The organism is Pelobacter seleniigenes DSM 18267 (assembly GCF_000711225.1).
GTDB classification, from domain to species: domain Bacteria; phylum Desulfobacterota; class Desulfuromonadia; order Desulfuromonadales; family Geopsychrobacteraceae; genus Seleniibacterium; species Seleniibacterium seleniigenes.
Map to the genome: position 1 here is coordinate 722,084 of NZ_JOMG01000004.1, position 26,700 is coordinate 748,783.

The 26,700-nt window shown below is 63.2% G+C and carries 31 protein-coding genes and 1 pseudogene; 30 read left to right on the top strand and 2 right to left on the bottom strand.

Features of this window, described 5'->3' with window-relative positions:
- Nucleotides 1-12 precede the first annotated feature (12 nt).
- The 30 genes and pseudogenes from N909_RS0120285 (at nt 13) to N909_RS0120430 (ending at nt 25,626) form a co-directional block, all read left to right on the top strand.
- On the top strand, nt 13-372 hold the full coding sequence (locus tag N909_RS0120285) for a hypothetical protein (protein ID WP_013258624.1): 360 nt from the start codon (nt 13-15) through the stop codon (nt 370-372).
- Nucleotides 359-823, top strand: coding sequence for a hypothetical protein (locus N909_RS0120290; protein WP_029917954.1), 465 nt, complete (start codon nt 359-361; stop codon nt 821-823). Before N909_RS0120285 ends, N909_RS0120290 begins: the two co-directional genes overlap by 14 nt.
- The gene (locus tag N909_RS0120295) at nt 810-1,169 is read left to right on the top strand and encodes a hypothetical protein (protein ID WP_029917955.1); all 360 of its coding nucleotides are present in this window, start codon (nt 810-812) and stop codon (nt 1,167-1,169) included. Before N909_RS0120290 ends, N909_RS0120295 begins: the two co-directional genes overlap by 14 nt.
- Nucleotides 1,159-1,644, top strand: coding sequence for a phage virion morphogenesis protein (locus N909_RS0120300; RefSeq protein WP_029917956.1), 486 nt, complete (start codon nt 1,159-1,161; stop codon nt 1,642-1,644). Before N909_RS0120295 ends, N909_RS0120300 begins: the two co-directional genes overlap by 11 nt.
- A 59-nt stretch (nt 1,645-1,703) precedes the next feature.
- Nucleotides 1,704-2,252, top strand: coding sequence for a hypothetical protein (locus tag N909_RS0120305; RefSeq protein WP_029917957.1), 549 nt, complete (start codon nt 1,704-1,706; stop codon nt 2,250-2,252).
- Between the two features lie 12 nt (nt 2,253-2,264).
- Nucleotides 2,265-2,522 carry a hypothetical protein gene (locus N909_RS0120310; RefSeq protein WP_028320587.1) on the top strand — a complete coding sequence of 86 codons (258 nt, stop codon included), beginning with the start codon at nt 2,265-2,267 and terminating at the stop codon, nt 2,520-2,522.
- A 2-nt stretch (nt 2,523-2,524) separates the two neighbouring features.
- The gene (locus N909_RS0120315; protein WP_029917958.1) at nt 2,525-4,054 is read left to right on the top strand and encodes a phage tail sheath C-terminal domain-containing protein; all 1,530 of its coding nucleotides are present in this window, start codon (nt 2,525-2,527) and stop codon (nt 4,052-4,054) included.
- Between the two features lie 15 nt (nt 4,055-4,069).
- Entirely contained in the window at nt 4,070-4,531 is a 462-nt protein-coding gene (locus N909_RS0120320) for a phage tail protein (protein ID WP_011366977.1), read from the top strand.
- 15 nt (nt 4,532-4,546) lie between these two features.
- The gene (locus N909_RS0120325; protein ID WP_029917959.1) at nt 4,547-5,224 is read left to right on the top strand and encodes a T4 family baseplate hub assembly chaperone; all 678 of its coding nucleotides are present in this window, start codon (nt 4,547-4,549) and stop codon (nt 5,222-5,224) included.
- 329 nt (nt 5,225-5,553) lie between these two features.
- Nucleotides 5,554-6,567: pseudogene (locus tag N909_RS26595) on the top strand (phage tail tape measure protein); the annotation flags it as partial.
- Nucleotides 6,568-9,011: 2,444 nt separating this feature from the next.
- Nucleotides 9,012-9,323 (top strand): DUF7768 domain-containing protein, encoded by a 312-nt coding sequence (locus N909_RS0120335; RefSeq protein ID WP_013219048.1) that lies wholly within the window; start codon nt 9,012-9,014, stop codon nt 9,321-9,323.
- Between the two features lie 3 nt (nt 9,324-9,326).
- Nucleotides 9,327-9,797, top strand: coding sequence for a CIS tube protein (locus N909_RS0120340; protein ID WP_011366981.1), 471 nt, complete (start codon nt 9,327-9,329; stop codon nt 9,795-9,797).
- Nucleotides 9,794-10,084 carry a LysM peptidoglycan-binding domain-containing protein gene (locus N909_RS0120345; protein ID WP_029917961.1) on the top strand — a complete coding sequence of 97 codons (291 nt, stop codon included), beginning with the start codon at nt 9,794-9,796 and terminating at the stop codon, nt 10,082-10,084. Before N909_RS0120340 ends, N909_RS0120345 begins: the two co-directional genes overlap by 4 nt.
- 66 nt (nt 10,085-10,150) lie before the next feature.
- Nucleotides 10,151-11,434, top strand: coding sequence for a phage late control D family protein (locus tag N909_RS0120350; protein WP_029917962.1), 1,284 nt, complete (start codon nt 10,151-10,153; stop codon nt 11,432-11,434).
- A complete protein-coding gene (locus N909_RS0120355; protein ID WP_022993007.1) occupies nt 11,427-11,801 on the top strand; it encodes a YcbK family protein in 375 nt (124 codons plus the stop codon). Before N909_RS0120350 ends, N909_RS0120355 begins: the two co-directional genes overlap by 8 nt.
- Nucleotides 11,798-12,217, top strand: coding sequence for a DUF1353 domain-containing protein (locus N909_RS0120360; protein WP_029917963.1), 420 nt, complete (start codon nt 11,798-11,800; stop codon nt 12,215-12,217). Before N909_RS0120355 ends, N909_RS0120360 begins: the two co-directional genes overlap by 4 nt.
- Nucleotides 12,210-13,259 (top strand): phage baseplate assembly protein V, encoded by a 1,050-nt coding sequence (locus N909_RS0120365; RefSeq protein ID WP_011700611.1) that lies wholly within the window; start codon nt 12,210-12,212, stop codon nt 13,257-13,259. Before N909_RS0120360 ends, N909_RS0120365 begins: the two co-directional genes overlap by 8 nt.
- Nucleotides 13,260-13,271: 12 nt before the next feature.
- On the top strand, nt 13,272-13,646 hold the full coding sequence (locus N909_RS0120370; RefSeq protein ID WP_015721232.1) for a hypothetical protein: 375 nt from the start codon (nt 13,272-13,274) through the stop codon (nt 13,644-13,646).
- Nucleotides 13,643-13,906, top strand: coding sequence for a PAAR domain-containing protein (locus tag N909_RS0120375; protein WP_011366988.1), 264 nt, complete (start codon nt 13,643-13,645; stop codon nt 13,904-13,906). The genes N909_RS0120370 and N909_RS0120375 overlap by 4 nt, the downstream gene beginning before the upstream one ends.
- A 10-nt stretch (nt 13,907-13,916) precedes the next feature.
- Nucleotides 13,917-14,225, top strand: coding sequence for a hypothetical protein (locus N909_RS0120380; protein WP_029917964.1), 309 nt, complete (start codon nt 13,917-13,919; stop codon nt 14,223-14,225).
- Nucleotides 14,222-15,232, top strand: a complete 1,011-nt coding sequence (locus N909_RS0120385; protein WP_029917965.1) for a hypothetical protein — start codon at nt 14,222-14,224, stop codon at nt 15,230-15,232. Before N909_RS0120380 ends, N909_RS0120385 begins: the two co-directional genes overlap by 4 nt.
- Nucleotides 15,233-15,244: 12 nt before the next feature.
- Complete coding sequence (locus tag N909_RS0120390) at nt 15,245-16,135, top strand: hypothetical protein (RefSeq protein ID WP_029917966.1); 891 nt, start codon at nt 15,245-15,247, stop codon at nt 16,133-16,135.
- A complete protein-coding gene (locus N909_RS0120395) occupies nt 16,135-17,052 on the top strand; it encodes a GPW/gp25 family protein (RefSeq protein ID WP_029917967.1) in 918 nt (305 codons plus the stop codon). Before N909_RS0120390 ends, N909_RS0120395 begins: the two co-directional genes overlap by 1 nt.
- A gap of 99 nt (nt 17,053-17,151) precedes the next feature.
- Nucleotides 17,152-18,561, top strand: a complete 1,410-nt coding sequence (locus N909_RS0120400; RefSeq protein ID WP_029917968.1) for a baseplate J/gp47 family protein — start codon at nt 17,152-17,154, stop codon at nt 18,559-18,561.
- Nucleotides 18,561-20,135: a phage tail protein gene (locus N909_RS0120405; protein WP_029917969.1), complete on the top strand. Its 1,575-nt coding sequence runs from the start codon at nt 18,561-18,563 to the stop codon at nt 20,133-20,135. Before N909_RS0120400 ends, N909_RS0120405 begins: the two co-directional genes overlap by 1 nt.
- Before the next feature lie 10 nt (nt 20,136-20,145).
- Nucleotides 20,146-20,739, top strand: a complete 594-nt coding sequence (locus N909_RS0120410) for a hypothetical protein (protein ID WP_029917970.1) — start codon at nt 20,146-20,148, stop codon at nt 20,737-20,739.
- A gap of 9 nt (nt 20,740-20,748) precedes the next feature.
- Nucleotides 20,749-21,252, top strand: coding sequence for a hypothetical protein (locus N909_RS26225; protein WP_245613645.1), 504 nt, complete (start codon nt 20,749-20,751; stop codon nt 21,250-21,252).
- Between the two features lie 12 nt (nt 21,253-21,264).
- Nucleotides 21,265-21,798 carry a hypothetical protein gene (locus tag N909_RS0120420; protein WP_029917972.1) on the top strand — a complete coding sequence of 178 codons (534 nt, stop codon included), beginning with the start codon at nt 21,265-21,267 and terminating at the stop codon, nt 21,796-21,798.
- Between the two features lie 15 nt (nt 21,799-21,813).
- Complete coding sequence (locus N909_RS0120425) at nt 21,814-25,362, top strand: DUF4815 domain-containing protein (protein ID WP_029917973.1); 3,549 nt, start codon at nt 21,814-21,816, stop codon at nt 25,360-25,362.
- Nucleotides 25,363-25,374: 12 nt separating this feature from the next.
- A complete protein-coding gene (locus N909_RS0120430; RefSeq protein WP_029917974.1) occupies nt 25,375-25,626 on the top strand; it encodes a hypothetical protein in 252 nt (83 codons plus the stop codon).
- A gap of 68 nt (nt 25,627-25,694) precedes the next feature.
- On the opposite strand, the gene N909_RS0120435 is transcribed toward N909_RS0120430, so the two are convergent.
- Both N909_RS0120435 and N909_RS0120440 read right to left on the bottom strand, forming a co-directional pair.
- Entirely contained in the window at nt 25,695-26,024 is a 330-nt protein-coding gene (locus N909_RS0120435) for a CGGC domain-containing protein (protein WP_029917975.1), read from the bottom strand.
- Nucleotides 26,021-26,695: a class I SAM-dependent methyltransferase gene (locus N909_RS0120440; RefSeq protein WP_051689984.1), complete on the bottom strand. Its 675-nt coding sequence runs from the start codon at nt 26,693-26,695 to the stop codon at nt 26,021-26,023. The genes N909_RS0120435 and N909_RS0120440 overlap by 4 nt, the downstream gene beginning before the upstream one ends.
- Nucleotides 26,696-26,700 lie beyond the last annotated feature (5 nt).

Sequence of the window (26,700 nt, forward strand, 5' to 3'; positions counted from 1 at the left end):
AGGTGATGTGACATGAATCGAATCAAGAACATCCGTCCCGGCGTTCTGGTGATCCCCGACGCCGGGTTGAAGCTCAAACCCGGTCAGGTGGTCGAGGTGGAACGCCTTACCAAGCAGATCCAGGCGGCTCTCAAGAACGGCCGCCTGGCCATGGCCGACAAACCGAAGCAGGAACCGCTCGCCCCTCCAGAGCCCGACCAGGACGCGGAACCGGTGGACCTGAGCAAACTCTCCGCCACCGACGCCATCTCCAGGGTCAACGAGGAAGCCAATCCGGAAACCCTCAAAGGCTACATGGACACCGAGAAACGCCGCACGGTGATCGACGCGCTCAAGAGCCGTCTGGAGGGTCTGCAAGGTGCTGCTGAGTAACCTCATCGCCGACCTGCGGCTTGACCTGTCCGATCCGGGCGCATCTCTCTTCGAGGATCAGACTCTGGAGAGGTGCGTCCGGAAGGCCGTTTTCCGGGTCGGCCGTGACCTCGACCAATCGCTGACGATCACGGCCGGAGAGATTACCCCCGATCCCACCGGCGAGGTCCGCGAGCTTTTGGTGATCATGGCGCAGATCCACGCCTGCCAGGTCATGCGTTCGGCCACCGCCAACGCCTTCTCCTTTTCCAGCGGCGACAAGCGGGTGGACAAAACCGGCCAGCCCGGCCACTGGGCCAAGCTCGAGGCCGATCTGCTCGCCGACTACCGCCAGCGGCTCACCGAGCTGCGTCCGGCCACCCAGCTCGATCAGGAAGCCTACATCCTGACTCCGAGCGGCCTTACGCCGGTCATCTACGAACAAGGGATCGATCTCGATGTTGTTGAATGAGCGGGAACGCGCCGAAGCCGTGGCCGACGTCGCCCGGCTGATCCTCTCCTCCGGCCAGACCGCACGCATCCTGCGCGTGGTTCCCGGCGAGCGGCTCTACGGCACCGACGATGCCGAATACGCGGAAGTCGCTGTCATCCCCCTCGAGCTGAACGAAACCCCGCCGGAGGAGCTGAGCGGCAAGATCGACGCGCTCGCCTGCGTTCTTCCGGATGCCGATGTCCGGGGGGAAGACCGTTTGGCCGCAGACCGGGAAACCTATCGCATACAGAGTGTGGAAGAAGAACACTTTTTCGGGGCCGTCACTCACAAGAACCTGCAACTGGTGAAGCTCAATGGGCGTTAGGCGGACCGGTGACTGGGACAAGGCCCGCGCCAAGCTGACCACCGGCATGGGGCCGCGCCTGGCCACGGTCCTGCGTCAGGCCACGATCCGCAACGCCCTTTTTCTGGTGCGCGAGATCCAGCGGGGGATTCGCTCCCAGGCCCCGGGCGGACAGGCCTTCGTGAAACTCGCCGAGAGCACCATCGAGCGCAAAGGTTCCAGCAAGGCGCTCATCGACACCGGCTTTCTCGTCAACGCCATCACCCAGAAGATCATGGCCGACAAGGCGTTCGTCGGCCTGCTGCGCGGCACCGTCAACAAGGACGGGGAAGACATGGTGAACATCGGTGCCGTCATGGAGTACGGAGCCACCATCAAACATCCGAACGGCGCGACCATCGTCATCCCCGCTAGACCCTTTCTGCATCCGGTGATGGAGAAGTACCGCAAGCAGATCCTCCAGAACTATCGCGAGGCGATCCGCTCCGCGCTTTGAGCCTCCGACACATCGCCAGCGCTTCCGGTAAGTAACCAGGCAGAAAACGGAGGCGTCCCTTGAGCACGATACAGACCGTCACAGAAACACTGATCCGCCTGGCCAAGCAGGCCATCCACCCGGACACCGTGCTGGTGTTCCCGGATGACCTGTTCGAGGTCCAGCGCACCCCCAGCGTCATCCTCCAGGGGCCGAAGCTGACGGAAGACCGTTTCCGCCGCAGCCAGAGCCGCCTATTCGAGAAGAATGTCGCGGAGCTGAGTTTCGAGGAGAGCCGGTTTCCCCGGCTCTATCACCTCGATTTCGACCTGGTGGTGACCGTGGACCGGGAAGCCGAACTGCTCGGTTTTCACGAGTCGGTATCGCGGTTTCTCCAGCTTCACCCGGAGATCGCCATCACCGACCAGGGCAGCCTGAACCTCACCGAACTGGTTCCTCTGGGCGGTCTGGCCCGGGTGAACCTCTCCAACCTCCGGCAGAGCTCCGGACGCATCCGCATCGAATCCTGCCCGGTGTACGACGGCGACCTGCGCGACGGTCGGCTGATCCGGGACCGGACCTTCCAGTTTCACGGCGACGTGACAGAGCAACGAACAATTCAACCGTAAAGGAGAACAACCGTGATCGAGATCAGAAACCTGCAGTTCCAACCCCTGACGTTCAACCTCTCCGGCCAGGGAACCCTCCACCTCGGGCCGCGAGAGCGCAAGAGCATCGCCCGCAAGGACCTCTCCGCCGAGATCAAGACCGCCGGAAAACGCGGACTGGTACGCATCACCGACCTGACCGGCGGCGCGGAACCTGAGCCGGAAAAGCCCACGACGACCGAGGACGCCGGAACCGATGAGGCCAAGACCACCAGCAAGCGGAGGAAATAACCATGCCGACCTATCTATCGCCCGGGATTTACACCCGGGAAACGGACTTCAGTTTCTATGTGAAGCAGATCTCGACCTCGTCGGCCGCCATGGTCGGGGTGGCCGAGAAAGGCCCGATCAACAAGCCCGTGCTGGTGACGAGCTGGGAACAGTTCATCAACCGTTTCGGCTCTTATATCAACGAGAGCTATCTGGCCTACGCCGCCCGGGCATTTTTCGACAACGGCGGCTCGGTCCTCTATGTCACCCGCATCGCCCATCTGACCGACCCCACCGACCGGGACACCCTGACGGCGCTCAAGGCATCCGTCGTCCTGCAGAACCGGGAGGCCACGCCTGCCGATACCCTGCGGATCGAGGCCGTGAACGAAGGCGTCTGGGGCGACCGGCTCTCCGTCTCCATCGAGGACGGCTCCCTTGACCCGGCCAACCATTTCAACCTGGTGGTCCGGCACAAAGGCGATGTGGTCGAGGTGTTCAAGGATCTGAGCATGGACGAGGCGCTGCCGAACCATGTGGAGCTGGCGATCAACGACCGCTCGGATTTCATCCTCGTCCAGGATCTGGCCGCAGCAACGGGAACGCCCGGCGACCGTCCGGCCTTGGGCGTGTTCACGCTCAGCGGCGGCGACAACGGGCTGACCGATCTGGCCGATGCGGATTTCATCGGCGATCCCTCGCAGCATACCGGCCTCTATGGCTTTGACGAGATCGACGCCCTGAACCTGCTGATGGTCCCCGGCGTCACCACGGTGCCGGTGATCAACGCCGGAATCGCCTATGCCGAGGGGCGCAAGGATCTGCTGTTCATCGCCGACACGCCCATGCACCTGGAGCCGCTCGAAGCGGTCGACTTCCGCAAGGGACAAGGGATGTACAGCCACGCGGCATTCAACTCCTCCTACGCGGCGCTCTACTACCCCTGGCTGGAGATCAGCGACCCGGTCAACTCGCGCAAGAAGCTGGTGCCGCCCTGCGGCGCGGTGGCGGGCTGCATCGCCCGCAGCGACCAGAAGACCAACGTCTGGAACGCGCCCGCCGGTATCGACCGGGGCCGCATCTTCAACACGCTCTCCCTGGCCTACAAGACCAGCCGTGGCGAGCGCGATGTGCTCTATCCGGAAGGGATCAACGTCATCGCCGTTTTCCCCGACACCGGCATCAACATCTGGGGCCAGAAGACACTGCAGAGCCAGCCCTCGGCCGTGGACCGCATCAACGTCCGCCGCCTGATGATGTTCATGGAGGAAGCCATCTCGGAATCCTCCCGCTTCGTGGTGTTCGAGCCGAACCATCCCCAGACCTGGCGTGCCCTCGGTCGCCTGATCAATCCCTTCCTGCAGGACATCAAGGACAAGGGCGGCCTCTACGACTTCGCCTTCCAGTGCGACGAGGAGACCAACACCCCGGCGGTCATCGACCGCAACGAAATGGTGGCCCGCGTGTTCGTCAAGCCAACCAAGACGGCGGAGTTCATCGAGCTGAACTTCATCCTGACCAGCACCGGCGCGGACTTCAAAGAAATCATCTAACGGGAGAACACGGCTATGAGAAGCGGAAACATGCCCAAGAGCCTTTACCAGAACTGGCAGTTCGCCATCGAAGTAAACGGCTTCGACGTGGCCCTGTTCCACAAGGGACAGGAGCCAAAAACCGAATTCGAGGAAGTGGCCTTTGCCCCGGCCGGTTCGATGTTCGACCAAAAGGTGGCGGGCCGGGTCAAGTTCGAGGACATCACCCTCGAAAAGGGAAACCTTCAGGACGGCTCCGACGAGGCGGCCCGCGAATGGATCAAGAAACAGGTGGACGTGAACGCAGTCACCGGCGGCCTTCCGGCCGACTACATGCGCGACATCGACGTTGTCCGCTACGACCGCACCGGCAACGAGACCCGCCGTTGGACCCTGCACGGGGCCTGGGTGAAGGCGCTCGAATACGACGAGCTCGAAGGCGGCAACACCGAGAACACCATCGAGAAGCTCACTATCTGCTTCCAATACTGGACCTAAACCGGAGGATCGACCATGTACAGCTTTGAACTGCCAAGCGGCACTGAACTCGAGCTCCGGGAAATGACCGGGGCCGAGGAAGAACTGCTCACCAACCAGCGCCTGATCCGCTCCGGAGAGGCGATCAACCAGGTGCTCCGCAACTGTTTCGTCCGGCTGGGCGAGAAGACCGATCCCGATCTCGCCGAGGTGATGAACCTGCTCTCGGGTGACCGGCTGTTCGCCCTGGTCCGCCTGCGCCAGATTTCCCTCGGTGACGAGGTGGAACTGGAGCTGAGCTGCCCGAACAGCGCCTGCCGCATGACTAACTTCGTGACCGTCAATCTCGAGGATCTCAAGGTCACCCCCTACGGCGAGGAGCGCGAGTTCGTCTTCAAGCTGCCCGGCTCGAAGAAAGCCGTCCGCTTCGGATATCTCGACGGCCACAAGGAAAAGCGCCTGGCCAGCCTGCGCGAGCCCAACATCTCCTCGGCCATGCTCATCCGCATTCTCGACATCGACGGCAAGGCTCCTTCCAAGAAGAGCCTGGCGGAAATGTCGATGCGCGACCGCAACGCGCTGCGGCAGGAGATGTCGCGGGTCGACGCGGGAATCGACACCTCGGTCGAAACCGAATGCGATGGCTGCGGCACCAAGATCCGCACCCGTCTGGAGGCAGAACCGGCTTTTTTGTTCCCCGGAGTTCGCTTGTAAGCGACGCATTCTTTCTCGCTTACGGCGGACTGCACTGGGGCTGGTCGGAAACCCGCTCGCTGCCGCTCAGGGTCCGGCGTCAGTTCGTCGAGGCCCTCGAGCGGCAGCTTGATTTTGAACGTGAGCAAACGGAACGGCGATAGATGAACGGCGATCTCGGACTGGGCATAGTGGTATCGATGAAGGATGCGTTCTCGCAGAACGCGCAGCGCATCCGTGGCTCCATGATGGACCTCGATTCCACCGTGGCGGATGCCAGCGAGCGGATGACCCGCAACCTGGACCGCATCCAGCAAGGCACCATGATGCTGGGGGCGGGACTGGCCTTGATGGCGGTGCCCGCCGCCCTGGTCGCCTCCACCGCCGCGACCCAGAAAGCCCTGGGCGAGCTGGCGTCCCTCGGCGTGCAGGACCTCCGGGCCATCGAGGACGCCGCAGAATCCTTCACCAACCAGTGGTCCGGTGCCGACAAGGCGGCGTTCATCACCGCCACCTACGATGTGAAATCGGCCCTGTCCAACCTCAGCGACGAGGCGGTGGGCGTCTTCACCTCCATGGCCGCCATGACCGCCAAGGCGACCAAGGCCACCACCCAGGAGATGGTCGGCTCCTTCACCACGGCCTACGGGATCTTCAAGCCCATCATGGCCGACATGAACGACATGGAATGGGCGACCGCCTTTTCCGGAGCCATGGCGCAGACCGTGGCCTCGTTCAAGACCAACGGCACACAGATGGCCGACGCCATCAAGAACATCGGCGCGGTGGCGGCCGCGAGCAATATTCCGCTGAACGAGCAGCTCGCCGTACTCGGCCAGCTCCAGACCACCATGCCCGGCTCCGAGGCGGGCACGCTGTACAAGGCGTTCATCATGAAGGCGGCCGAGGCCGGGGACGAGCTGGGCCTGTCCTTCACCGACACCAGTGGCCGTCTCAAGGGCGTGGTTCCCATTCTGCAGGAGATCAAGCGCCAGTTCCCCGATCTCTCCAACGCCGCCGCCCAGGTGAAGCTGAAGAAGGCCTTCGGCTCCGACGAGGCGGTCAAGTTCCTGCTGCAGATGTCGGCGGGTATGGAGAGCCTCGAAGGCAATATCCAGTCGGTGGGCCGGGCCATGAAGACCGGCACGGCGGTCACCGAACAGATGGCCGACGCCATGAACCAGGACATCGGAGCCCGGTTCCTGCTCCTACGCCAGCAGGTGGCCAACCTCAGCGAAATCCTGGGACGCACTCTGCTACCGGTGGTGACGCCGGTGATCAACGGCGTCTCCCGCTTCATTCTGTTTCTGCAACGCATGGCCAAATCGATGCCGGGCGTGACCCGGGTGGTCCTGGGGCTGTCCATGGCCCTCGGCACCATTCTGGTCGTGGCCGGAGCCGTCACCGCCGCCGTGGGTATGGTGGGACTCATGCTGCCCGCCATCAAGGCCGGGTTCGTGGCCATCAGCGCCGCGCTCGCCGGAGTGGGTTCGGCGGTCGCGACCTATTTTCTGCCTGTTACCGCCATCATCGCGGGCATGATCCTCTCTGTGTATCTCCTCAAACGCGCCTGGGAAACCAACTTCGGCGGCATCCAGGATGTCATCACCGGGGCCTGGAACAAGGTCTCGCTGGTCTTCCGGGGGATCAGGGAGCTGGTGGGCTCGCTCAGCGGCGGCGTCGGACAGATGTCGGCTGAACTGGCCCAGAAGCTCGAATCCGCCGGACTGCTGGGCTTCGTGGTCACCGTCTTCAAAGCCTATTACCGCGTTCGTGAGGCACTGGCTGGATTGTGGGGCGCTTTTTCCCATGCCTTTGGCCGCATCCGCGCCATCCTCGAACCGACCGTCCGCACCCTGATGAGCGCCTATGCGGCGCTGGCCAGTGCGGTCTTTTCGGTGGTGGAGATCTTCGGCGTGGCCGCCAGCGCTACCGACGGGTCGTCCTGGCGCACCTTCGGCACGATTATCGGCACCGTCGCCGGTGTGCTTCTGCAGGGGCTGGCATTCGCGCTGAAGATCGTGGCCTGGAACCTGTCGCTCATTGTCAGAGCCCTGGCGGTGGTGGCGCGCAGCGTGGTCTGGGTCGGCAAGGTCATCGTCGGGTCTCTGGTCGGAGCGGCCAAGTTCATCTACAAGTTCCTGTTGCCCGTGCGCATGATCGGCGAGGCCTTCATGGCCGCCGGGAAGATCATCTATTCCGTCTGGCAGGTGCTGACCGGTGACATTTCCCTGCTGGACGGTCTCAATGCCATTGGCGGCGCGGTCTACGATTTTCTCGCCACCCCGTTCCGCTGGGCGCGGGATGTGGTGGTCGGTGTCTGGAATTTCATTTCCGGCATCTTCACCTCCATCGGCAGCCTGGTGGCCGATGCCGCTGGACAGATCGGCCAGGCGATTCTGAATCTGCCGATCATCAGCACCCTGCGGGATATGTTTGCCACCGTGCGCTCCTTCTTCGCCGGGGATACCACCTTTTTCGAGGCGGGCAAGAAGCTACTGATCACCCTGGGCGAAGGGATCTGGTCGGCGGTGACCTATCCCTTCACCATGCTTAAGAACGCCTTGGGCAAGCTTCGCAATCTGCTGCCTTTCTCCGACGCCCGCGAGGGACCGCTCGCCAGCCTGGCCGCCTCCGGCTCCGCGCTGCTCAAGACCCTCGCCGATGGCATGAGCCTTACCCAGACGCTGCCCGCGAAAGTGTTCGGCTTCGCCGCTCACGGGATTCTCTCGGCCGCTGCGGGAGCCTGGCAGCAGGTCAAAACGGCGGGCGGAAACCTCATGGACGCCGCCTCGGCTCCTTTCCGGATGGCCGGAAAACTCTGGGATGGGTTGACCTCCGGCGCACAAACCGTCGCTGCCAAGGCCGGTGCCATCTTCGGCGGTCTCAAACAATCCCTGTTTGGCAACACGCCCGAGCTGGCGATCAAGCCGCCCCAGGTCAATGCCTGGGACGCGCTGGCCACGGGAGCCGTCAATCTCCGCGACCGGATCGTTGCCACGCTGTCTGCCGTCCCCGGGGCTGTGGGCCGAATCTTTGCCAGTGCCGGTACCGAAGGGCAATCCCTCTGGCAAAGGCTTTCCAGCGGCGCGAGCGCGGGCATTCAGGCGATCAAGGATCGCAGCGCCGGGATTGCCAACGGTTTGCTCTCCTCCGTTCGCGCCATGCAGGGAGTCCAGACCCCGATTCCGCAGGTGGCCGAGCAGAAGCAACCGCTCGGAGCTGCGCCGCCCGCCGAATCGATTGGGCAACGCATCATAGAAAGCGTGCTCAGTCTCGTGCCGCGTCTGGACGAACGTCTGGTGCCCAAGGCCCTGAGCGCCATGCTGATGCTCCAGCCGGTCATGGCCACGGCCGCGCCACCCCCGCAACCGATGAACGGCACCGTGCAGACCGTCGCGGCGGCCGTCGAGCCGGTAAGTAAGAGCTACATCCAGCCGTTTGCGGTGGAACCGGCACCGGAAATCGGAAGTGCCTCTCCGGCTCCGGCCGGGATTGAATGGCCCAAGACGGCCGCGCCGACTCCGATAGCGAAGCCCCTGCAATCCGGACCCGCCGAGACGGTGCCTTCCGAACGGTTGATTACTCCGGCCCGCACCGCTCTCGCGACACCCCTGCGTGGAGAGGAAGCCGGTCCGGGTCTGCGCGAGCTGCTGGAATCGCTGCTCTCACGCCTCGATGGTCTGGCCGACCGCCCGGTGGAACTGAGCGTGACCACCAACATCGATGGCCGGAAGGTGGCCGAGGCCGTCTACAAGGATCTTCGCGAGCGGAAGATCAGAAACTACGAAACCCTGTGAGAGGACCGATGAAACGCATCTTTGTCTGCAGCCCGTTCGCGGGTGACATAGCCCGAAACGTGAAGGTCGCCGAGGCTCTTTGCCGACGGGTCATGAGAAACGGTCACGCGCCGTTCGCGCCGCACCTGTTGTATCCAACCTTTACCGATGACAGCGTCCCCGAGCAGCGGGAGACGGGCATCGCCTGCGGTCTGGCCTACATGGAATGTTGCGACGAGGTGTGGGCGTTCACCGGCAACGGCATTTCCAGCGGCATGCGGCTGGAACTCGACCGGGCCGGACAACTGGGCAAGCCGATCATCGAGATCGCCGAGGTGTAAGGAATGGCCTGGGATCAACAGCCCATCAAGGGATATCTGGTGGACGCCGACACGGGGGAGCGGCTCGAATTCCAGTACAACCCCAACTCCATCAGCGACGAGAAGTCGACCGACTACGCGACGATCAAGATCCCCGGCATGAGCCATCCGCGCTACCAGTACGTCGCCGGGGAACCGCGCCGGATCGCCTTCAAGGTCGAGCTGTTCAAGGGGCCGGTGAAGCAGAAGGTCGACTGGCTCCGCTCGCTGCAATATCCGGAGCACGCCGGAACCATGCTCAAGAACGCACCGCACCGCGTACTGCTCATTTTCGGCGATCTCTACCCCGGCGTGACCTGCATCGTCCGGCAGGTGAAGGCGCGTTTCTTCGGCCTGTTCGACCGGGACAACCTGCTGCCGCAACGGGCCGAGGTGGACATCGTACTCGAGGAATATGTGGACCGTTCCATCAACTGGTCGGAGGTGCGCTCATGATCGGCCGCAATTCCCGATACGCCCGCTGCATTCTTTACCGGGACAGCGACGGCACATCCCTCGGCATGCGCCAGCGCATCGACACCACCCCCAGACACGACGACCGCCTGCACATCGTGGTCGAGGGCGACCGTCTGGATCTGCTCGCGCACCGCTATCTGGGTGACGCCAGGCTCTGGTGGATCATCTGCGACTACAACGACCTCTTTTTCCCGTTGGCGCTCGAGCCGGGTCTGGCGCTGCGCATTCCCTCCCGCGAACACGTCCAGATGCGCCTGCTCGACTGAAGCGTCCGACACCTCGCCATGCCTTCCGGTAAGTAAGCAGGGAACTGCGAACCGCCGGAGATACGCATGGATCTGGATACCTTCAAGCCGACATTTCTGATTCAGATCGAGGGGCAAGACCTCTCGAAGGACATCACCCAGGAGATCACCTCGTTCGTCTTCACCGACAACGAGGAGGAGTTGGATGTCCTCGAACTGTCGGTGACCGACCGCAACCTGCAGTTCGTCGACGATCCGCTGTTCCAGGAAGGCAACGAGATCGTGGCCCGCTTCGGCTACGTGGGGAACCTTTCTCCGCGCAAGAAAGCGGTCATCAAGGACATCGATTACGACTTCCCGGAAAACGGCGATCCGACCATCCGCATCAAAGCCTACGACAAGGGCTTCAAACTCGCGGGCAAGGAGAACCAGAAGGTTTGGCAGAAACCCGCTCCCGGCATCCTCTATTCGGAAATCGCCGAACAAGTCGCCGCCGCCAACGGGCTCACGCCGGTGGTCACGGCCACCAAGGGGACCCATCTCCGCGTCACCCAGAGCAACATCTCGGACGCCCAGTTCCTCAAGGAGCTGGCGGAAAAGGCCCGCGACCGCGATGGCGACGGCTTGAGCGGCTATGTCTTCTACATCCAGGATGACGAACTCCATTTCCATCCCCGCGAGCTCGACCAGACGCCGCTTCTGACCCTCGAATATTTCACCGACACCAAGGGCCTGCTGCGCTCGTTCCGCCCCAGCACCCAATCCCAGGGAGCCAAGGGCGCGGGTGTAGAGACCAAGACGGTCGGCGTCGACCCGCGCAAGAAGGACGTGGTCGAGCACAAGGCCAACAACGCCACCACGCCCGAGCGGACGGCCCTGGGCAAGCAGACCTATCTGGTCGACGGCAACACCGGCGAAGGCAGCTTCAAGGAACAGGAGACGGGGCAGATCGTGCCCAGCTTCGACCGTTCCGAAGGCTTTCACGAAGAGCCGCGCCAGGAGCCCGCCCAGGACAGCGCCGAAGGCAAGTTCCGCGAGGCCGAGCTGCGCCAGGTCGAGGCGGACGCCGCCACCATCGGCATTCCCCAGCTTCGCGCTAAGAAGAACGTCGAGATCAAGGGCGTGGGACGGAAGTTTTCCGGCATCTACTACTGCCACTCGGTGCGCCACAGCATCAGCGGCGCAGGCTATCTCTGCGAACTCAAACTCAAGAAGAACGCCCTCGGCAAGGGAGCGGGCGACAAGTCCGCCGAGTCCCAGGGCAAACCCAACGACAAGGAGGCCCCGCCTACGCCGCAAAACGAGCCGCCAGCCATGGTGACCATCGACGCGGATTCCGGCGCGGTCACACAAGGAGGCGGCAATGGGTGATCTCAGCAAGAATTTCAACCGTTCGGAATTCGCCTGCAAGGGCAAAAACTGCTGCGGCCATTCGGCTGCGGTCCATCCCGACCTGGTCGACGCCCTGCAGACGCTGCGCGACCGCATCGGCAAACCGCTGTCCATCACCAGCGGCTTTCGCTGCAACCGGCACAACAAGGCGGTAGGCGGCGCGGAGCAGAGTTTTCACACGCTGGGCATGGCGGCGGACGTGAGCTGTCCCGCTGGCGTTTCGCCTGAAGAACTGGCGGTCATCGCCGAGGAGATCCCTCTCTTCCGCGAGGGCGGCATCGGGGTCTACGCCTCCTGGGTCCATCTCGATGTGCGCCAGTCGGGCAAGGCGAGGTGGCGGTCATGAGCGCCGAAACCAAGACCCTGTTTTCCGGCACCGCGCTGGGTCTCTCCGGACCGCTTCGGGTGGAAATTCTGCCCAATGGAATGACCGCGAGGCTGACCCAGCCGTTCCGTGTCCGCACCGGCGCTGGCCGCATCATCGAAGTGCCCGCCGGGTTCGAGACCGACTTCGCCTCGGTGCCGCGCCTGTTCTGGCGCGTGGTGCCGCCTTGGGGACGATATTCCCCGGCGGCCGTCGTTCACGACTACCTCTACCACACCGGCAAGGTCTCGCGGCTTGGGGCCGACCGCCTCTTTCTCGAACTGATGGCGGCCCTGGGCGTGCCCCTGTGGAAACGCCAGATCATGTATTGGGCGGTTCGCCTGGGCGGTTGGCTGGCCTGGGACGCCAGTCGAAAACGGGAGGCGGAGCATGCTTGAAACCCGCGACCGTCAATCCGAGGAGCGCTACCGCAACCGCTGGTATGGCAAGTACCGGGCCTTCGTGCGCGACAACAACGATCCCGAACGCCTTGGCCGGGTCCGCCTGGAAATCCCCGCCGTGCTCGGTAGCGGGCGGGAGAACTGGTCCGAATGGGCCGCGCCCTGTTTCCCCTACGGCGGCAACGACGACACCGGCATGTTCCTGGTCCCCGAGGAAGGTGCCTCGGTCTGGGCAGAGTTCGAGGGCGGCGTCGTCCAGTATCCGATCTGGACCGGGGTCTGGCTGGCCAAGAGCAATCCCGGCGAACAGCCCGAGGAATCCAAGCGCACCTGCGCGAATGCCTTCTGTCATGACTGCGAGGACAAGGTCGAGCATCAGGCCAACCGGCACGACGATCTCGAACACAAGAAGTACCACGGCCATCCGCCGTATTACTGTCCACGCCTGAAGGTCCTGCTCAAGACCGAAACCGGCCACACCATCCTGGCCGATGACCGCGACGGCGACGAGCTGCTGCGGATCATCGACCGCGCCGGACAGATCCTCACCATGGAAGGGAAGGTGAAGCCGGAGATGCAGAGCGGCAACGCCCTGCGGCGCGGCACGAAGGACGCCGAGAAAGGTGACCAGCTCGACATCGCCTCGCAGATCGTCGGCTCCCGCGCCCGCATCCAGCTCACCGACCTCTGCCGCCAGCAGGTGATCCTCGAAGCCTGGCAGGACAAGGAGAAGGTCCACATCCTCTCGTGCGACAAGGGCCGCTCCCGCTGGCAGAAGATCCTCATCGATACCACCAAGGGTCGGGAGAAGGTTCACATCTGGGGACTCAACGGTACTCAGGAAATCCTCGTCGATTCCACCGCCGCCGCCGAACAGATCCGCCTCACCGACAAGGCCGGTCAGGTGGTGCGCATGAACGCAGCGCCCGGCCAGGAGAGCATCAGCGCCACCGACAAGTCCGGCAGCCTCGTGTTTATGGATGGGGTGGCCGGAAACATCATCATTCGCTCGACGAACACTGTCTTGATCAACACCTGAAGGAAGCATCGCATGGGAGAAAGAACAACAACGCCCTCCGGACTCTCGGCCAGCGAGGAATTGCTGGCCCGGACCTTCGATCATTGGCGGGAGGAATTCCGCAGCATCCTCGAAAGCCACCGCCGGGAAATCCAGGACCGCCTCGAGAAGATCGAGCGTGAAATCGAGAAGAAATCGGACAAGGAAAACGTCGAGGTGCTGGTCCGCTCGATCTATTCCGATCTGCACCGGCACGCCGAGGAGATCGACCGGCTGCACGCCAGGGTCGGCTCCAAGATGGGGACCGAGACCATGTGGAAGATCGTCGGCCTGGTGCTGACCATCGGCAGCACCATCGGCGGACTCGTCGGCTTTCTGATCCATCTTTTGCTGAAGGTGAACCCATGAGTTCCCAGGCGCGACTCGGCGACATCAGCAGTCACGGCGGCGTCATCATCACCGGGGCCAGTCGGACGCTGGACAACGGCATGCCGGTGGCCCGCATGGGGGATCTGCACGTCTGTCCCATCCCGGGGCATGGCGTGACGCCCATCGTGACCGGCAGCTTCGACACCATCACCGAAGGATTGCCCAATGCCCGCATCGGCGACATCACCGCCTGCGGAGCCATCATCGTGACCGGCAGTCCCGACACCATCGACAACTGAGGGGGACGCCATGAACAATCTCGAACAGCCGCAGGAACCGCACTACTGGGATGTCTTCCCGAAGTTGATCCGGGTCTCGCGATCCTCATTCGTTCAGCGCATTCCGCTCTCGATCCGGGGTCTGCCCGAAGCGCCGGTGTTCGAATCGTCCAATCCCGACGTGGTCAGTGTCGATGAAGACGGCAATGTCGAATGCGGCTTCGTTCCCGGAGCGGCCATGATTCTGGTCTGGGATTCGCCCGAGCGGCTCAGCCTGAGGCACGTTCAGGTCGAGGTCTATGGCGGCGGCGTCTCCGCACCGGTGGAGGTCCCTTCATGACGGATGCCCCGCCAACCTTTAGCCACTGGGAGGTACAGCCTCGCTCCATCCGCCTCTCCGCTGGCGAGTTCGAGCAACGGATTCCGCTCTCCCTGCGCGGCGACGTGGACGCTCCGGTCTTTGCCACCAGCAATCCGGAGGTCGCGGAGATCGGGCCGGACGGTGTCATTCGCTGCGGCTGGACCATCGGCAACGCCGTGCTCATGGTCTGGCGATCCTCGGCCCGGGACAGCCTTCGCCATGTTCTGCTGGAGGTCCGCGATCCGTCCTGGTTCGCCGACCACCCGGACTTTGCCAGTGGAGCCACGGTCTTCCTCAGCGGCATGGTGGTCAACGCCCTCAACACCAGCGGCGTCGGCAACGCGCTGATCGAATTCCGCCGCTCGGAAACCGGCCCGACGGCGTTCCAGACCTTCGCCAACGCCTATGGCGGGTTCGAGCTGTCCGTACCCGAGGGGTTCTATTACGTGGAGGTCACCGCGCCGGGATACATCGCCTGGCACGGCTGGGTGAACGCTGACCCCAACACCTCCGGCGACATCCAGATCGTTCTCTCGCCCGAGCTCGACGGCCAGGTCGCCCGCATCGTGTTGCAGTGGGGCCTCAACCCCCGGGACCTCGATTCCCATCTCACCGGACCGACGCCATCGGGCGGCCGCTTCCATGTGTTCTATTCCCACACCATCGAAAACGAGGCGGCGGAATTGGACGTGGACGACACCAGTTCCTACGGGCCGGAGACCATCACCATCCATCGGCTCATCCCCGGCATCTACCGCTACGCGGTCCACGACTACACCAACCGCAACGCCAATCCGAGCTCCGGCCTGGCGCAGTCCGGAGCATCGGTGAAAGTGTTCTTGAGCGATGGCCGTGAGCAGACCTTCAACGTTCCCAACGCCCCCGGCACGGTCTGGACCGTGTTCGAAATCGACGGCGCGACCGGAACGGTGACGCCGATCAGCGCCATGAGCTATCAATCCCAACCCGCCAATGTCGGCATGTAATGGAGGTTATCCATGATTTCCGAAGAACCCTCCGACTTGCAGGCCACCATCGAACAGACCGATTCCGGCGAGCAGCAGTATGTGCTGCGGGCGCTCTGCGATCACCTGTCTGGCATTCGTGAGGAGCTTTCCGGCATCCGCACACTGCTGGAGGCCGGTCACGCCGCCTCGGAGGCGATGCGCGGCCAGGCCCAGGCCTATCTGGAAGCCCAGCAGGCCAGGACGCAGGAGTATCTGGATCAGGTACAGGTCGAGCCGGAGCCCGATTTCTATCCCTTCGTCGAACTGCCTGCGGGCACCGAACCCCGGGATCTGCCGGACGGCAACCGGCTCTTCACCTTGCCCGACGGCATGATCCTGCGGACCACTGACGATCAGCGAATCTGCGTCATCGACGCCGGGGAGCAGCAGGTCGTCACCCCCGGACCCGGCACGGCCGTCGAGGTCGCCCCGGGACGCCTTTACACCCTGGTCGAGTCCTATCTGAGCGCGACCCGGGAGGCAGCCGGTATCAGCGGACTGCCCGCCGGGATCGATCCGACCGCCATGGGCGCGGAACGCTTCGCGGTGGATCTACCCGAGGGCATCCGTCTCGACGTCGATCACCGGGAGCGGTTCATCACCCTGATCAACCCGGCCGGACCAATCGACATCATCGGCATCGGCCGCATCGAGGGCATCGGCGAAACCATCGCCGTCCGTCTGCTTTCCGGGGGAGCCAAGGGATTCCAGTGCGGCCAGTCCGGCCACGGCGGGCTGATCGAGGCGAACGGAACCATTCACCTGGGGCTCAAGAGCGGCCTGGATCTGGTGATCCGTTTCCAGGGAGAAGCTATCGACGACGACACTTCGGAAAATGGCTGCTCGGGACAGTGCGGCATCGACTGCGAGGAGCGTACCTGATGAGCTATGACTTTCTCGGCAAGGGATTGCGCTACCCGTTCCGGTTTCAGTCGGTATCCGGCGGCACCCAGGTCTCGACCGCCACCTCGCGTGAGAACGAACACATCCGCGAAAGCATCCTGCAGATCCTCGGCACCCGGATCGGCGAACGGTTCATGAATCCGGAGTTCGGCTCCAGGCTGAAGGATCTGGTGTTCGAACAGAACGACGAGGTGCTCAAGGGCCTGCTGCGCCATTACGTGATCGACGCCATCAAGCGCTGGGAAAAGCGGGTGATCATCACGGAGGTGCGCTTCGACGACCGGCCGCTGAACATCGACGGCAACCTGCTGCTGGTACATATCGCCTACCGGGTGATCCAGAGCCAGGTGGACGGCAACCTGGTCTATCCCTTCTACAGAGAAGACCCGAACAATCCCGCGCCCAGCTATCCCCAACCGGAACCCGAGCCGGAACCGCCGCCGGTGCGCAGCGTGCGCCTGTCGCCGGACGTGCGCTCGCTGTTCAATCTGCTCTGGTTCGACGCGGCCGAGATGAGCCACGATCCGGAGGATTCCTTCATCTGGCCAGCCGGGGAATACGAAGTCGCCTTCATCGAGGGAGCCTTTCAGGACCGCAACGGCAAATGGATCGTCAGCGATCCGGGTGACAATCACGGCCATTACCTGACGTTCGAGGGAGCGCCTGAAACGGAAGCGCCCCAGAGCGATCACGCCCTCTATCTGGCCGCGAGCGGTCTGGGCTTCGACACCCAGAGTCAGGCGGAAGACAACGCCGCTGGCACCGCTCACCGGATCACCACGTCGGAGCCTGGCCGCATCGGCCTGTTCTATTTCGAGGGCAAGAAGGAATCCCACTACCTCAACAACACCTCCGGACAGCCCAATCCCGTCTGGCAACTGCGCGGCCCGCTCTGAGGCATTCCGCCTCCGACACATCCAGGCCCCTTCCGGTAAGTAACCGGCGTGGCGAGAGCTTCAGGCGCTCTCGCATAACCGCCGAAAACCGGAGAGACCATGGGCCGCGCAAGCATCGGATACATCAACAAGGATTACGAATCGATCCGCCAGGAGCTGTTGGCGAAGATCCCGCAGCTCACCGACCGCTGGACCGATTTCAACCACTCCGATCTCGGCGTCGTCCTGCTCGATCTGTTCTGCGGCGTGGGCGACATGCTGGCCTACTACCTGGACGCCCAGGCGGCGGAGGCTTTCCTGCCCACGGCCCGCCAGCGGCAGAACGTCATCAACCTCTGCAAGCTCATCGGCTACCGGCTGGATTCACCGGTGGCCTCCACCACCACGCTGCGTTTTCGGCTCTCCTCTCCGCTTGGCAAGGATTTGACCATTCCGGCGGGTACGGCCTGCCGCACCTTGCTGAATGACGGCGAGGCGGATTTCGAGACGGTCGAGGACGGCCTGATCCCGCGAGGCGTGCTCTCGGTGGACATCCCGGGTCGGCAAGGCGTGCGCCGCACCGAGACCTTCACTTCCACGGGGCTGCCATTCCAGCGCATCCGCCTGACCGGCGACGTCATCGCCCAGGGCACCATCACCGTTACGGTGGGGGACGACGCCTGGAGCGAGGTCGATCATTTCCAGGACAGCCTGGCCGACAGCCGTCATTTCATGGCCGACCTGGATGCCCTCGACATCTCTACCCTGATTTTCGGCGACGGGCAAAGCGGCGCTGTACCCACTCAGGGAAGTGCCATCACGGTCAGCTATCTGCAGACCATCGGAGACCAGGGCAATCTCGGTCCGAACCGGATCACCCAACTGCTGAGCCCGGTCTACCTCGACGGCGGCCAGGTCTCCCTGACCGTCACCAATCCTGTGCCCGCCACTGGCGGCGCTTCGCGGGAAGCCCTCGAACATGCCCGCCGACAGGCACCGGCGGAGCTGCGCAGTCTCTGGAAGGCCGTCACTCTGGAGGATTACCAGGCGCTGGCCGAAGGTTACCCCGGCGTCGCCAAGGCCAAGGTGCTCGACACCAATGCCTGCCAGAACATTCGCTATTACAACGTCCAACTGGCCATCGCTCCCAACGGCGGCGGAATGCCCTCGGCGCTGCTCAAGCGGGAACTCGCGAAGTTTCTCGAACGCCGCAAGGTCATCACGGTCGAGATCAACCTGTTTGACCCGATCTACCGCCCCGTTTCCATCGACGCCGAGGTCTACATCTGGCCCGGTGAACCGCTGGAAAACGTGCACAGCCGCATCGAAGCCGCGCTCTCCGATTTCTTTTCCTTCGACCAAGTCTCTTTCGGCCAGACCATTCACTTCTCCGACCTGGTGGCCCTGATCGACGGCGTGCGCGGGGTCAGCCATATGCACCTCTACGCGCCGCAGCAGGACATCGAGCTGCGCCACGGTGAAATCCCGATTCTCGGCACCGTCAACCTCGATCTGCGGAGGGCCGGTTGATGTCGGATTGGTTCAAGGACAATCTGCTCGGCCTGCTGCCGCCGCTTTACGAGCACAACGACGAGGCCGGTGACCTGCGCACCTTTCTGAGCCTACCCGCCGGAACGCTCGACGAGCTCAAGCAGGCTATCGACGACTTCCCGACCATCTTCGACGTCGATCACTGCGACGAACGCTTTCTGCCGCTGCTGGCGAGACTGGTCGGCCTCGAAGTGGACGGCACCTGTTCGCCGGACTGCCAGCGCCGCCGCGTGCGGGAGGCGGTCGAAATCTATCGCCGCAAGGGCACCATCCCGGCCATCGAACGCGCCTTTGACGCGCTTGGTTGGCAGGGGGAACTGCAGGAGACCTTCCGCTCGGCTCTTCGTCTCAATGCCCGTTCCAGACTCAGCAAAGCCAAGCTGCCCGGGCTGGTGTTCAGCCTCGGCGTGTTTCGCGTGCTGTGTCTCAACCAGACCGAGGGGTTGCGCGACGCCCTGGTGTTTCACCACCCGGCGGGCACGCGCTGTTTCTGGCTCCAGTTCCTCCTGGAATGGATCGAAGGCGGCGCGATGCTGGACTTCGGGCATGCCAACGCGGTGCGCCGGATCGTATTGGCGTTTCTCGACGAAACCTTCGTCCTCGGACGTTCCTCGCTCGGTTCCTGTCGTCACCTGACCAACAAACAGAGGGCCTGGGAGCTGCTGCAGCTCACCAGCACCACGGAGATGATCCCGGAGATCGACCGGGCCGCCGTGAAGGTCTCCCGTTTTCACAGCCGCCAGAACCGGATGCGCCTGAACCACAAGGCCCTCAACGATTGGCGGCTGCCGTACACCCGCATCGGCGAGGATCGGGTTTCCTTCTGTACGCCCATCTACACCGGCCGCGATTTCGAAGGGGATGTGCTGGAGAGCGGTTTCGGGCTGGGCGAGAGCCATCTCAACCGCAAGCCGCTGACCCATGGCGAGACCGCGCTGCGCTACTGCTTCCGGCAGAAGGATTTCTTTTTTGACACGCAGGCGGAACCGGTCGAACGGGCGGAGGCCAAGTACGACCTGCGCCTGCCCCTAGAATCCCGGCACCGCCTCTGCTTCCAGCTTGGCCGCGCCAGGCTCAACGAAGGTCTCGATCTCACAGCCAACCAGGGCGGCATCAGCAATCTGCTGCTCGCCTCCACCGCTGGCTGCGACGCGGACGTCACCTTGGCCGTCGACCGGATCGACCGATGGCGGCGGAGAGGGCCTGTGTTCCGGCTCAACGCGAACACCCTGAACACCCGGTATCTGAGCAATGCGAATCTGACCGGCGAACGGGCTTCGCTTGAAGTCTACGTGGACACGGGCTCTCTCCAGCGCCATCGGGTCGAGACCATGAAGCTGGGCGCAAGCCCGCTCAATACCACCGGCCTGCGCCTTTCCGTGGATCGGACCCGCCCCATGCGCGTCAGCCGCATGCGCCTCAACCAGGCCGGATTCCGCTGGTCGCGGCCTTCCTACCGCTGGCTGTTCCGTCAGCAGGATCTGCACGCGCCGACGCAGGCCGGGTTCGAGGCCGCCACCAACAACTATCGCGCCACCCAGTGGCCCACCTGAAGGAGAACCCATGGCGATACATCTCTATCTTGACGAAGGGCTGACCCAGCAGATTTCCGAGGGGGATTTCAGCCGCCCCGAGGCCGAGAGCTACAACGGCACCGACGGCGACATCAAGGATCGGCAACTCTACGTCGCCAACGAGCAGACGAGCCTCGCCTCCGCCATCGATGCTGCGCAGACATCCATCGCCCTGGTCGAACCGCGCTTTGCCGACGGCGAACTCATCATCATCGACGGGGAGCAGATGCTCGTCGAAAGCGGCGGCGGCACCGCCAATCTCACCGTGCAGCGGGGCGTGGCCAACACCGCTCCGGTCGCGCACAACGCCGGAACGACCGTCTATTCCGGCTACGACTACACCGGACTGGTGATCGATCCCATCGACGAAACCGGCACCGACGAATCGGTCTGGTACCGCCTGGCCCTGACCCAGGCCGAACTCGACACCGCCACCCAGGGCGCACCGCTCAACCTCGGTGACAAGGCCTTCCCGCAGACGCTGTCTTTCTGGCGGCGCTGTACCGTGCTCCCGGGCACCCCGGTGCAAAACAAACTCGACATCAAGCTGCGCCTGACCGGCACGGAAAACCCGATTCTCTGAGGCACATAGATGACTGGCATCACGGTTGATATCGATATTTCCGCAAGGGTGACCCGGCCTTGGGCAAGGGACCTGGACACCCGTCAGGTGCTCCTGGGCTCAATCCTGGTGGATACGGATACCGCCAACCGGGTGGTTCGCGCTTTCGAAGCTGACGTGGATGCGGCGTGCCGTATCCATCGGCCCGTTGAAGTCATGGCGCTGACGCAGGCGGTCGTCCTCTCCGAAATCACCAAGCTGCTCGCCACCAGCCAGGCCATCCACAACCGCCTGAACCGGAGCGCCGACCTGTGGCTCGTCGTCCATGGCCGTCTGGGCGTCGATGTTGACGCGGCGGTGCGGGTGACGCGCCCCTGGCTGCGGAGTATCGACACCAGCGTCCGGACATCCGGCGCACACATCAGCCGCTCCGACACCGTTCAGCGCATCGCGATCCCGGCCGGGCTGCTGGCCGACACGCGCCAGATCCTGTTCGCGGTGCTCATCGATCAAGACCACGAAATTCAGACCTAAAGGAGAACAGCAATGGCACTGGGACTCATCGTCAAAACCGGCCGGATACTGACGGCCAAACTCCTCCTCGGCCAGGCCGTGGACGGCATCACCCACTGCGCCATCGGCGACGGGGACGCCAGCTTCACCGACCCGCAAAATCCGCCCGCGCCGGACATCGGCCAGACCGGGCTCAGAAACGAACGCGCCCGCAAGCGCTACTACAAGCGGACCTTCCTCAAGGAGGACGCCGAAGGGGCGCTGCTGGTCAACGGCGTGCGCTATCTCGAAACCGGCGAGGAGACCAACACCATCGGCGTCTTCTTCCGCTTCGACGAGGCCGAGGCCAACGGCATCACCATCCGCGAATACGGCTTCTTCGGCGGCGACGTGCAGTACGTGGAAAGCGTCACCGGGGATCTCGCCATGGGCGGCGTGTTCCATCAGGACCCCAACCCGACCGGCGAGGTGCTGCGCCCGGGCTACCTGTACGAGGTGAAGAACATTCCCGACTTCAACAAGATTTCCGACACCCGCGTGGAGCTGGTCGGGATCATCAAGATCTAACTGGAGGATTCAAACATGAGCATCTCACGCGAGACATTCGACCCGACCAAGAACTACAAGCGCATCCGCTACCATCAGGATCGCGACCTGCTGGATTCCGAACTCAACGAGCAGCAGGACATTATCAACCTGGAGCGGCGCAAGATCGCCGACATCCTGTTCAAGGAAGGCTCCATCATTATGGGCCTCGAGGTCAGCGCGGCCGCCAACGTCCTGACCCTGGCCCCGGGCGTGGTCTACATCGACGGCCATCTCGAACAGGTGAGCGGCGCGACCCTGACCTATGATCCGGCCACCACCAGCGGGGCCGATTACGTTTACGTGGAGCTACTGAAGTACAACTACGGCTACACCCAGGACCCGGCCCTGATCAATCCGGCCACCGGCGAGCCGACCGCCGAACGGGAAAAATGGGTTCTCTCCCTCAAGGCGACGGACACCAGCGGCCAGACACTGCCCAACAACGTGGCCGAGCGCCGGGTGATCCCGATCTACAAGTTCGACCGCGAGAGCGGCGATGTCACGCCCACGGTGCAGGAGAAGTCCAACCTCTACCTGCGGGATCTGCTGGGCACTCTGCCGGGCAGCCGGATCACCGTCTCCTCGATCACCGAGGACCAGCTCTCCTTCGCCGCCGCCGAGGGGCTCAATTCCCTGATTCAGAATCTGGCCGAGCGCACCTTCGACCAGGCCGGAAGCTATCTGGTGCGGGGTTTCGACACCTTCATCGGCGGCGTCGACGACGACAGTGTGGAGGCGATCACCAACGCCGGACGCGCCTACATCCAGGGCTTCCGCCATCAGCGCGATCTGCCCACCTCGACCCTGGTGCCCAAATCCATCGCCACCAAGTCGGTGCGCGGGGAGCAGAAGACCTTCGACATCAACAAGCGCCGCTATCCGGTCAACTCCACGCCGCTCAAGGAGACGACCCAGGTGGAAGCCATCGTCGAGATCACCCGCAACGTCACTCGCGGCTCGGTGGGCGGCGGCGAAGACCTGCTCGATCCCAATCCCGTGGTGGACATCCTCGAGGTCAGCCAGGGGGCGACCATCTTCCAGGAGGGCGTGGACTGGCAGCAGTCAGGCAACCATGTCGACTGGCTCGGCTCCGGCAACGAACCGGCTATCGGCACCACCTACACGGTGCGCTGGACCTACACCAAGCAGATGGTCAAGGGCACCGACTACGTGGACAGCGGCTGGTTCGGACAGGCCAACCATCCGGCGGCCGGAAACTATTTCTATCTGGTGACCGCCTACAACGCCACCGGCGAGACGGCCTTCAACGCCGCTGCGGTCGTTGCCCGGGCCACTGCCGCCGGTGAGATGAACAAGCTCTCCTGGCTGCCGGTCAGCGGCGCGACCGGCTATCGCGTCTACCGGGCCGCCACCAACGGCGCACGCACAGACTACAAGCGCTTGATGGAGCTGGGCAGCGAGGCGCTCTCCTACATCGACGACGGCGTCGAGGAGATCGGCACCGCTTCGCCTCCGGCCACCAACACGGCCGGGCTCACCATGTCGCCGGTCCAGCTCGAGCTGGGCAACCTCAACGTGATCAACTTCGGGCGAGGCAGCCTTGGCGACCAGCCGGTGAACGGTTCCAACTGCAGCCTGGACTACGACTATTACCTCGGCCGCCGCGACATCGTTTACGCCACCACCACCGAGATCAAGCGTCTGGAAGGGGCTCCGGCGGATTTCCCGAAGCTGCCCATCGTCCCGGAGAACGCCCTGGGGCTGTGCAGCATCAACTGTCCCCCCAACTCCACCGACATGGAGATCCGCAACTTCGGCCTGACCCGCATCACCATGGACCAGATCCACGACATCATCCAGGACGTCGAGGACCTGAAGTACAACGACGCCCAGTACCAGATGAATAACGAGCTGCAGAATCGGGACGCCCAGACCAAGAAAGGCATCTACTCGGACGACTTCTCGAACACCGCCCAGTCGGACATCTACCACGCCGAATGGGACGCCCGGGTCAACGAGATCGCCCGCTTCGTCGCGCCGGACCGCATTCCGCACTCCACCGTGCTCTCGGTCGATCAGGCGGGCAGCAACGCCAGCTTCTTCGGCAGTCTGGCGCTGCTACCGGGCAACGAGACCGTGCTCGTTGAACAGAACGACTGGTCCGAAGAGCGCAACATCAACCCCTACGCCGTGTTCGACAAGCCCCCGGCCATGCTGCAGATCACGCCCAACCTCGGGCGGCGCGGCCAGACCGGCATCGCCGTCACCGGCATCAACTTCACCCCGAGCAAGTCCGGCATCGTGCTGCGCTGCGACGGCCAGGTGATGGCCAGCAACCTGATCAGCGACGAGGCCGGTCGGGTCAGCGCCTCCTTCACCATTCCGACCAACGCCCGCAACGGCAACCGCATCGTGGAGATGGCCGACGGCGTCTACTCGGCCCGGGCCAGCCTGCAGATCAACGATCCGCTGGTCATCACCCGCATCGAGCGCATCATCGAGAACCGCATCATCCGCGTGCCCGTGGTGCAGGTGGTCTGGCGCACCCAGACCATCTTCGTGCCCCGCGATCCGCTGGCCCAGACCTTCAGCTTCACCCAAAACCAGGTGATCTCCAGCATCGGACTGCAGTTCACCGCTAGGGACCCGAGCATCCCGGTCACGGTGCAGATTCGCGGCGTCACCACCGGTCTGCCCAACGGCGTGGTGTTCGCCGAGAAGGTGCTGGCCCCGAACGAGATCAGCCTGAGCGGCGAGACCCGCATTCGCTTCGATGACCCGTTCTACGCCGAGGCCAACACCAGCTATTCCGTGGTGCTGCTGACCAACAGCACCAACTACAAGGTGCGTACCGCCACCCTGGGCAAGATGGGCCGCTGGGGCATCATCACCCGCCAGACCTACATGGAGGGCGTGCTGCTGGAGAGCTCCAACGCCGAGACCTGGACCCCGCTCAACGGCTCCGACCTGGCGATGAAGATCTACGGCTACAACTTCCAGTCCGAGGGGATGATCCGCTTCCAGCCGATCACCGGCGTGCAGTTCTCCGACATCAACCTCGACGAATACTCGGCCATCCCCCAGGGCACCGGTCTCGACTGGGAATACTCCACCGACGGCGGCGTGACCTGGGACGCCATGGTTCCCGCCGAGGAGGAACGGCTGCCCAACCTCGCCACCCGGGTTCAGATCCGCGTGCGCCTGAGCAGCTCGCTTTCCAACGACACTCCGGCCATCAACTTCCGCGACGTCAACCTGGTGGGCTACCTCAACAAGACCACCGGGGCCTACCTGACCCGCGAGAACGAGCTGACCCAGGGCGTGGAATCGACCAAGGCCTATGTGCAGATGCAGATCCCCAGCGGCACCACCCTGCAATGGTTCGCCAGCAACGACGGCGGCCTGACCTGGGAGGCGATGACCATCCAGGACACCCGGCCCATCGACGAGAACTGGACCGAGTACACCCTGGTGCGCACCTTCACCGACAACACCGGCAACAAGGTCCGTTACAAGGCCGAGATGACCGGCACGCCGCTGATCTACCCGCGCATCCATTCGCTGGGCGCGACCCTGAGCTAAGGAGGCACGGCCATGATCGTTCGACGCAAAGGCGGCCTGACCGAGTTCATCCCCACGCCGCAGGAGAAGCGCGACGGCCTGATCCGCGACCACGCCCTGGGCCTGCTGGAGAATCTGCACCAGCGCCTGGCGCGGCTGGAACGGGCGTCAAAGCTCCCGACCGACGAAGCGGAGGCCTTCACGGCGCTGCTGGCGCGGATGCGGGCCGATGAGTCGCGCAACCTCGAGCTGCACGCCAGCCTGTTTCAGGATTATCTGGAATAATTACTTGATTGAGGGGAAAGGAAAGACCTCCTGAGTTTACGCTCAGGAGGTCTTTGTAAAGAGAGGCTTTAGTGAGTCCAGTCGATGATCTGGATCTCATCACCGACCTTTTTGACAATCGCTTCCCGCATCGCTGCGAAGTGTGGGCATGCGACCCCAATGGGGTTTCCTTTTGAAATGCAGGAGGCGAAAACGATGGCTTCAGCGCCTCTGTCCACCATCAATTTGGCCCTCGGAATGGCTCGTTTTCCAGGACAGCCGCCACAACTGACGAAGCCAACGACCTCGGCCGGGCCGCTTTCCTCGAATGCCATCTTGCCCGCAGCGGCGACTTTAAAGTCCGTATTTCCCGGACACATATCCTCTGTTTGTTGACACCTGATAATACCAACCTTCATCCATGATCTCCTTTGTTGTTATTTGTCCTGAAAAAAGAAAGCACGACGAAACTCTCATCTCGGAGAGTCACTCTGCTTATGTCATCGCCGCCAAGTGGTTCATCTGGAATCGGCAGAACGCAATCGTGTTCGGTTTGACAGGTGAAACCTGCGTTTTCCGCTAACGCTTTGATTTCCTCCGAAGTATAGAAATGGGCGGAGGAATAAAAGGTGTGGCCTCGCTTTCCTCGCAGCGAATGGTAAACACCCCACGGACTGTTCGAGGGGACGAAACTGATGACCAGACGTCCGCTATCAGTCAAGACGCGCCAGCATTCCATAAGCGTTTTCCTGGGGTCATTCAGAAAACAGATGGTACAGACCAGCAACACGCCATCAAATGAAGAGTCTTCAAAGGGAAGTCGCTCGCCAGGAGCCAAATGGGCTTCAATGCCGCGCTCAGACGCGATGTCGACCATTTCCTGAGAAGGGTCGATACCCACTTGAACCCCCAGCGCGTTTGCGAAACGGCCGGAGCCGACCCCAACTTCGAGCCAGCGGCCACTTACCGGATCGACGGCCTGTCGCAGGCAATCCAGCTCCAGCGAAAAAATCCGGGACCCGTGCTCGGAATCAAACCACTGATCGTATTCGGCGGCGTGAGTTTCAAAGGGGCTGGGCTGGTTCTTCATATCGG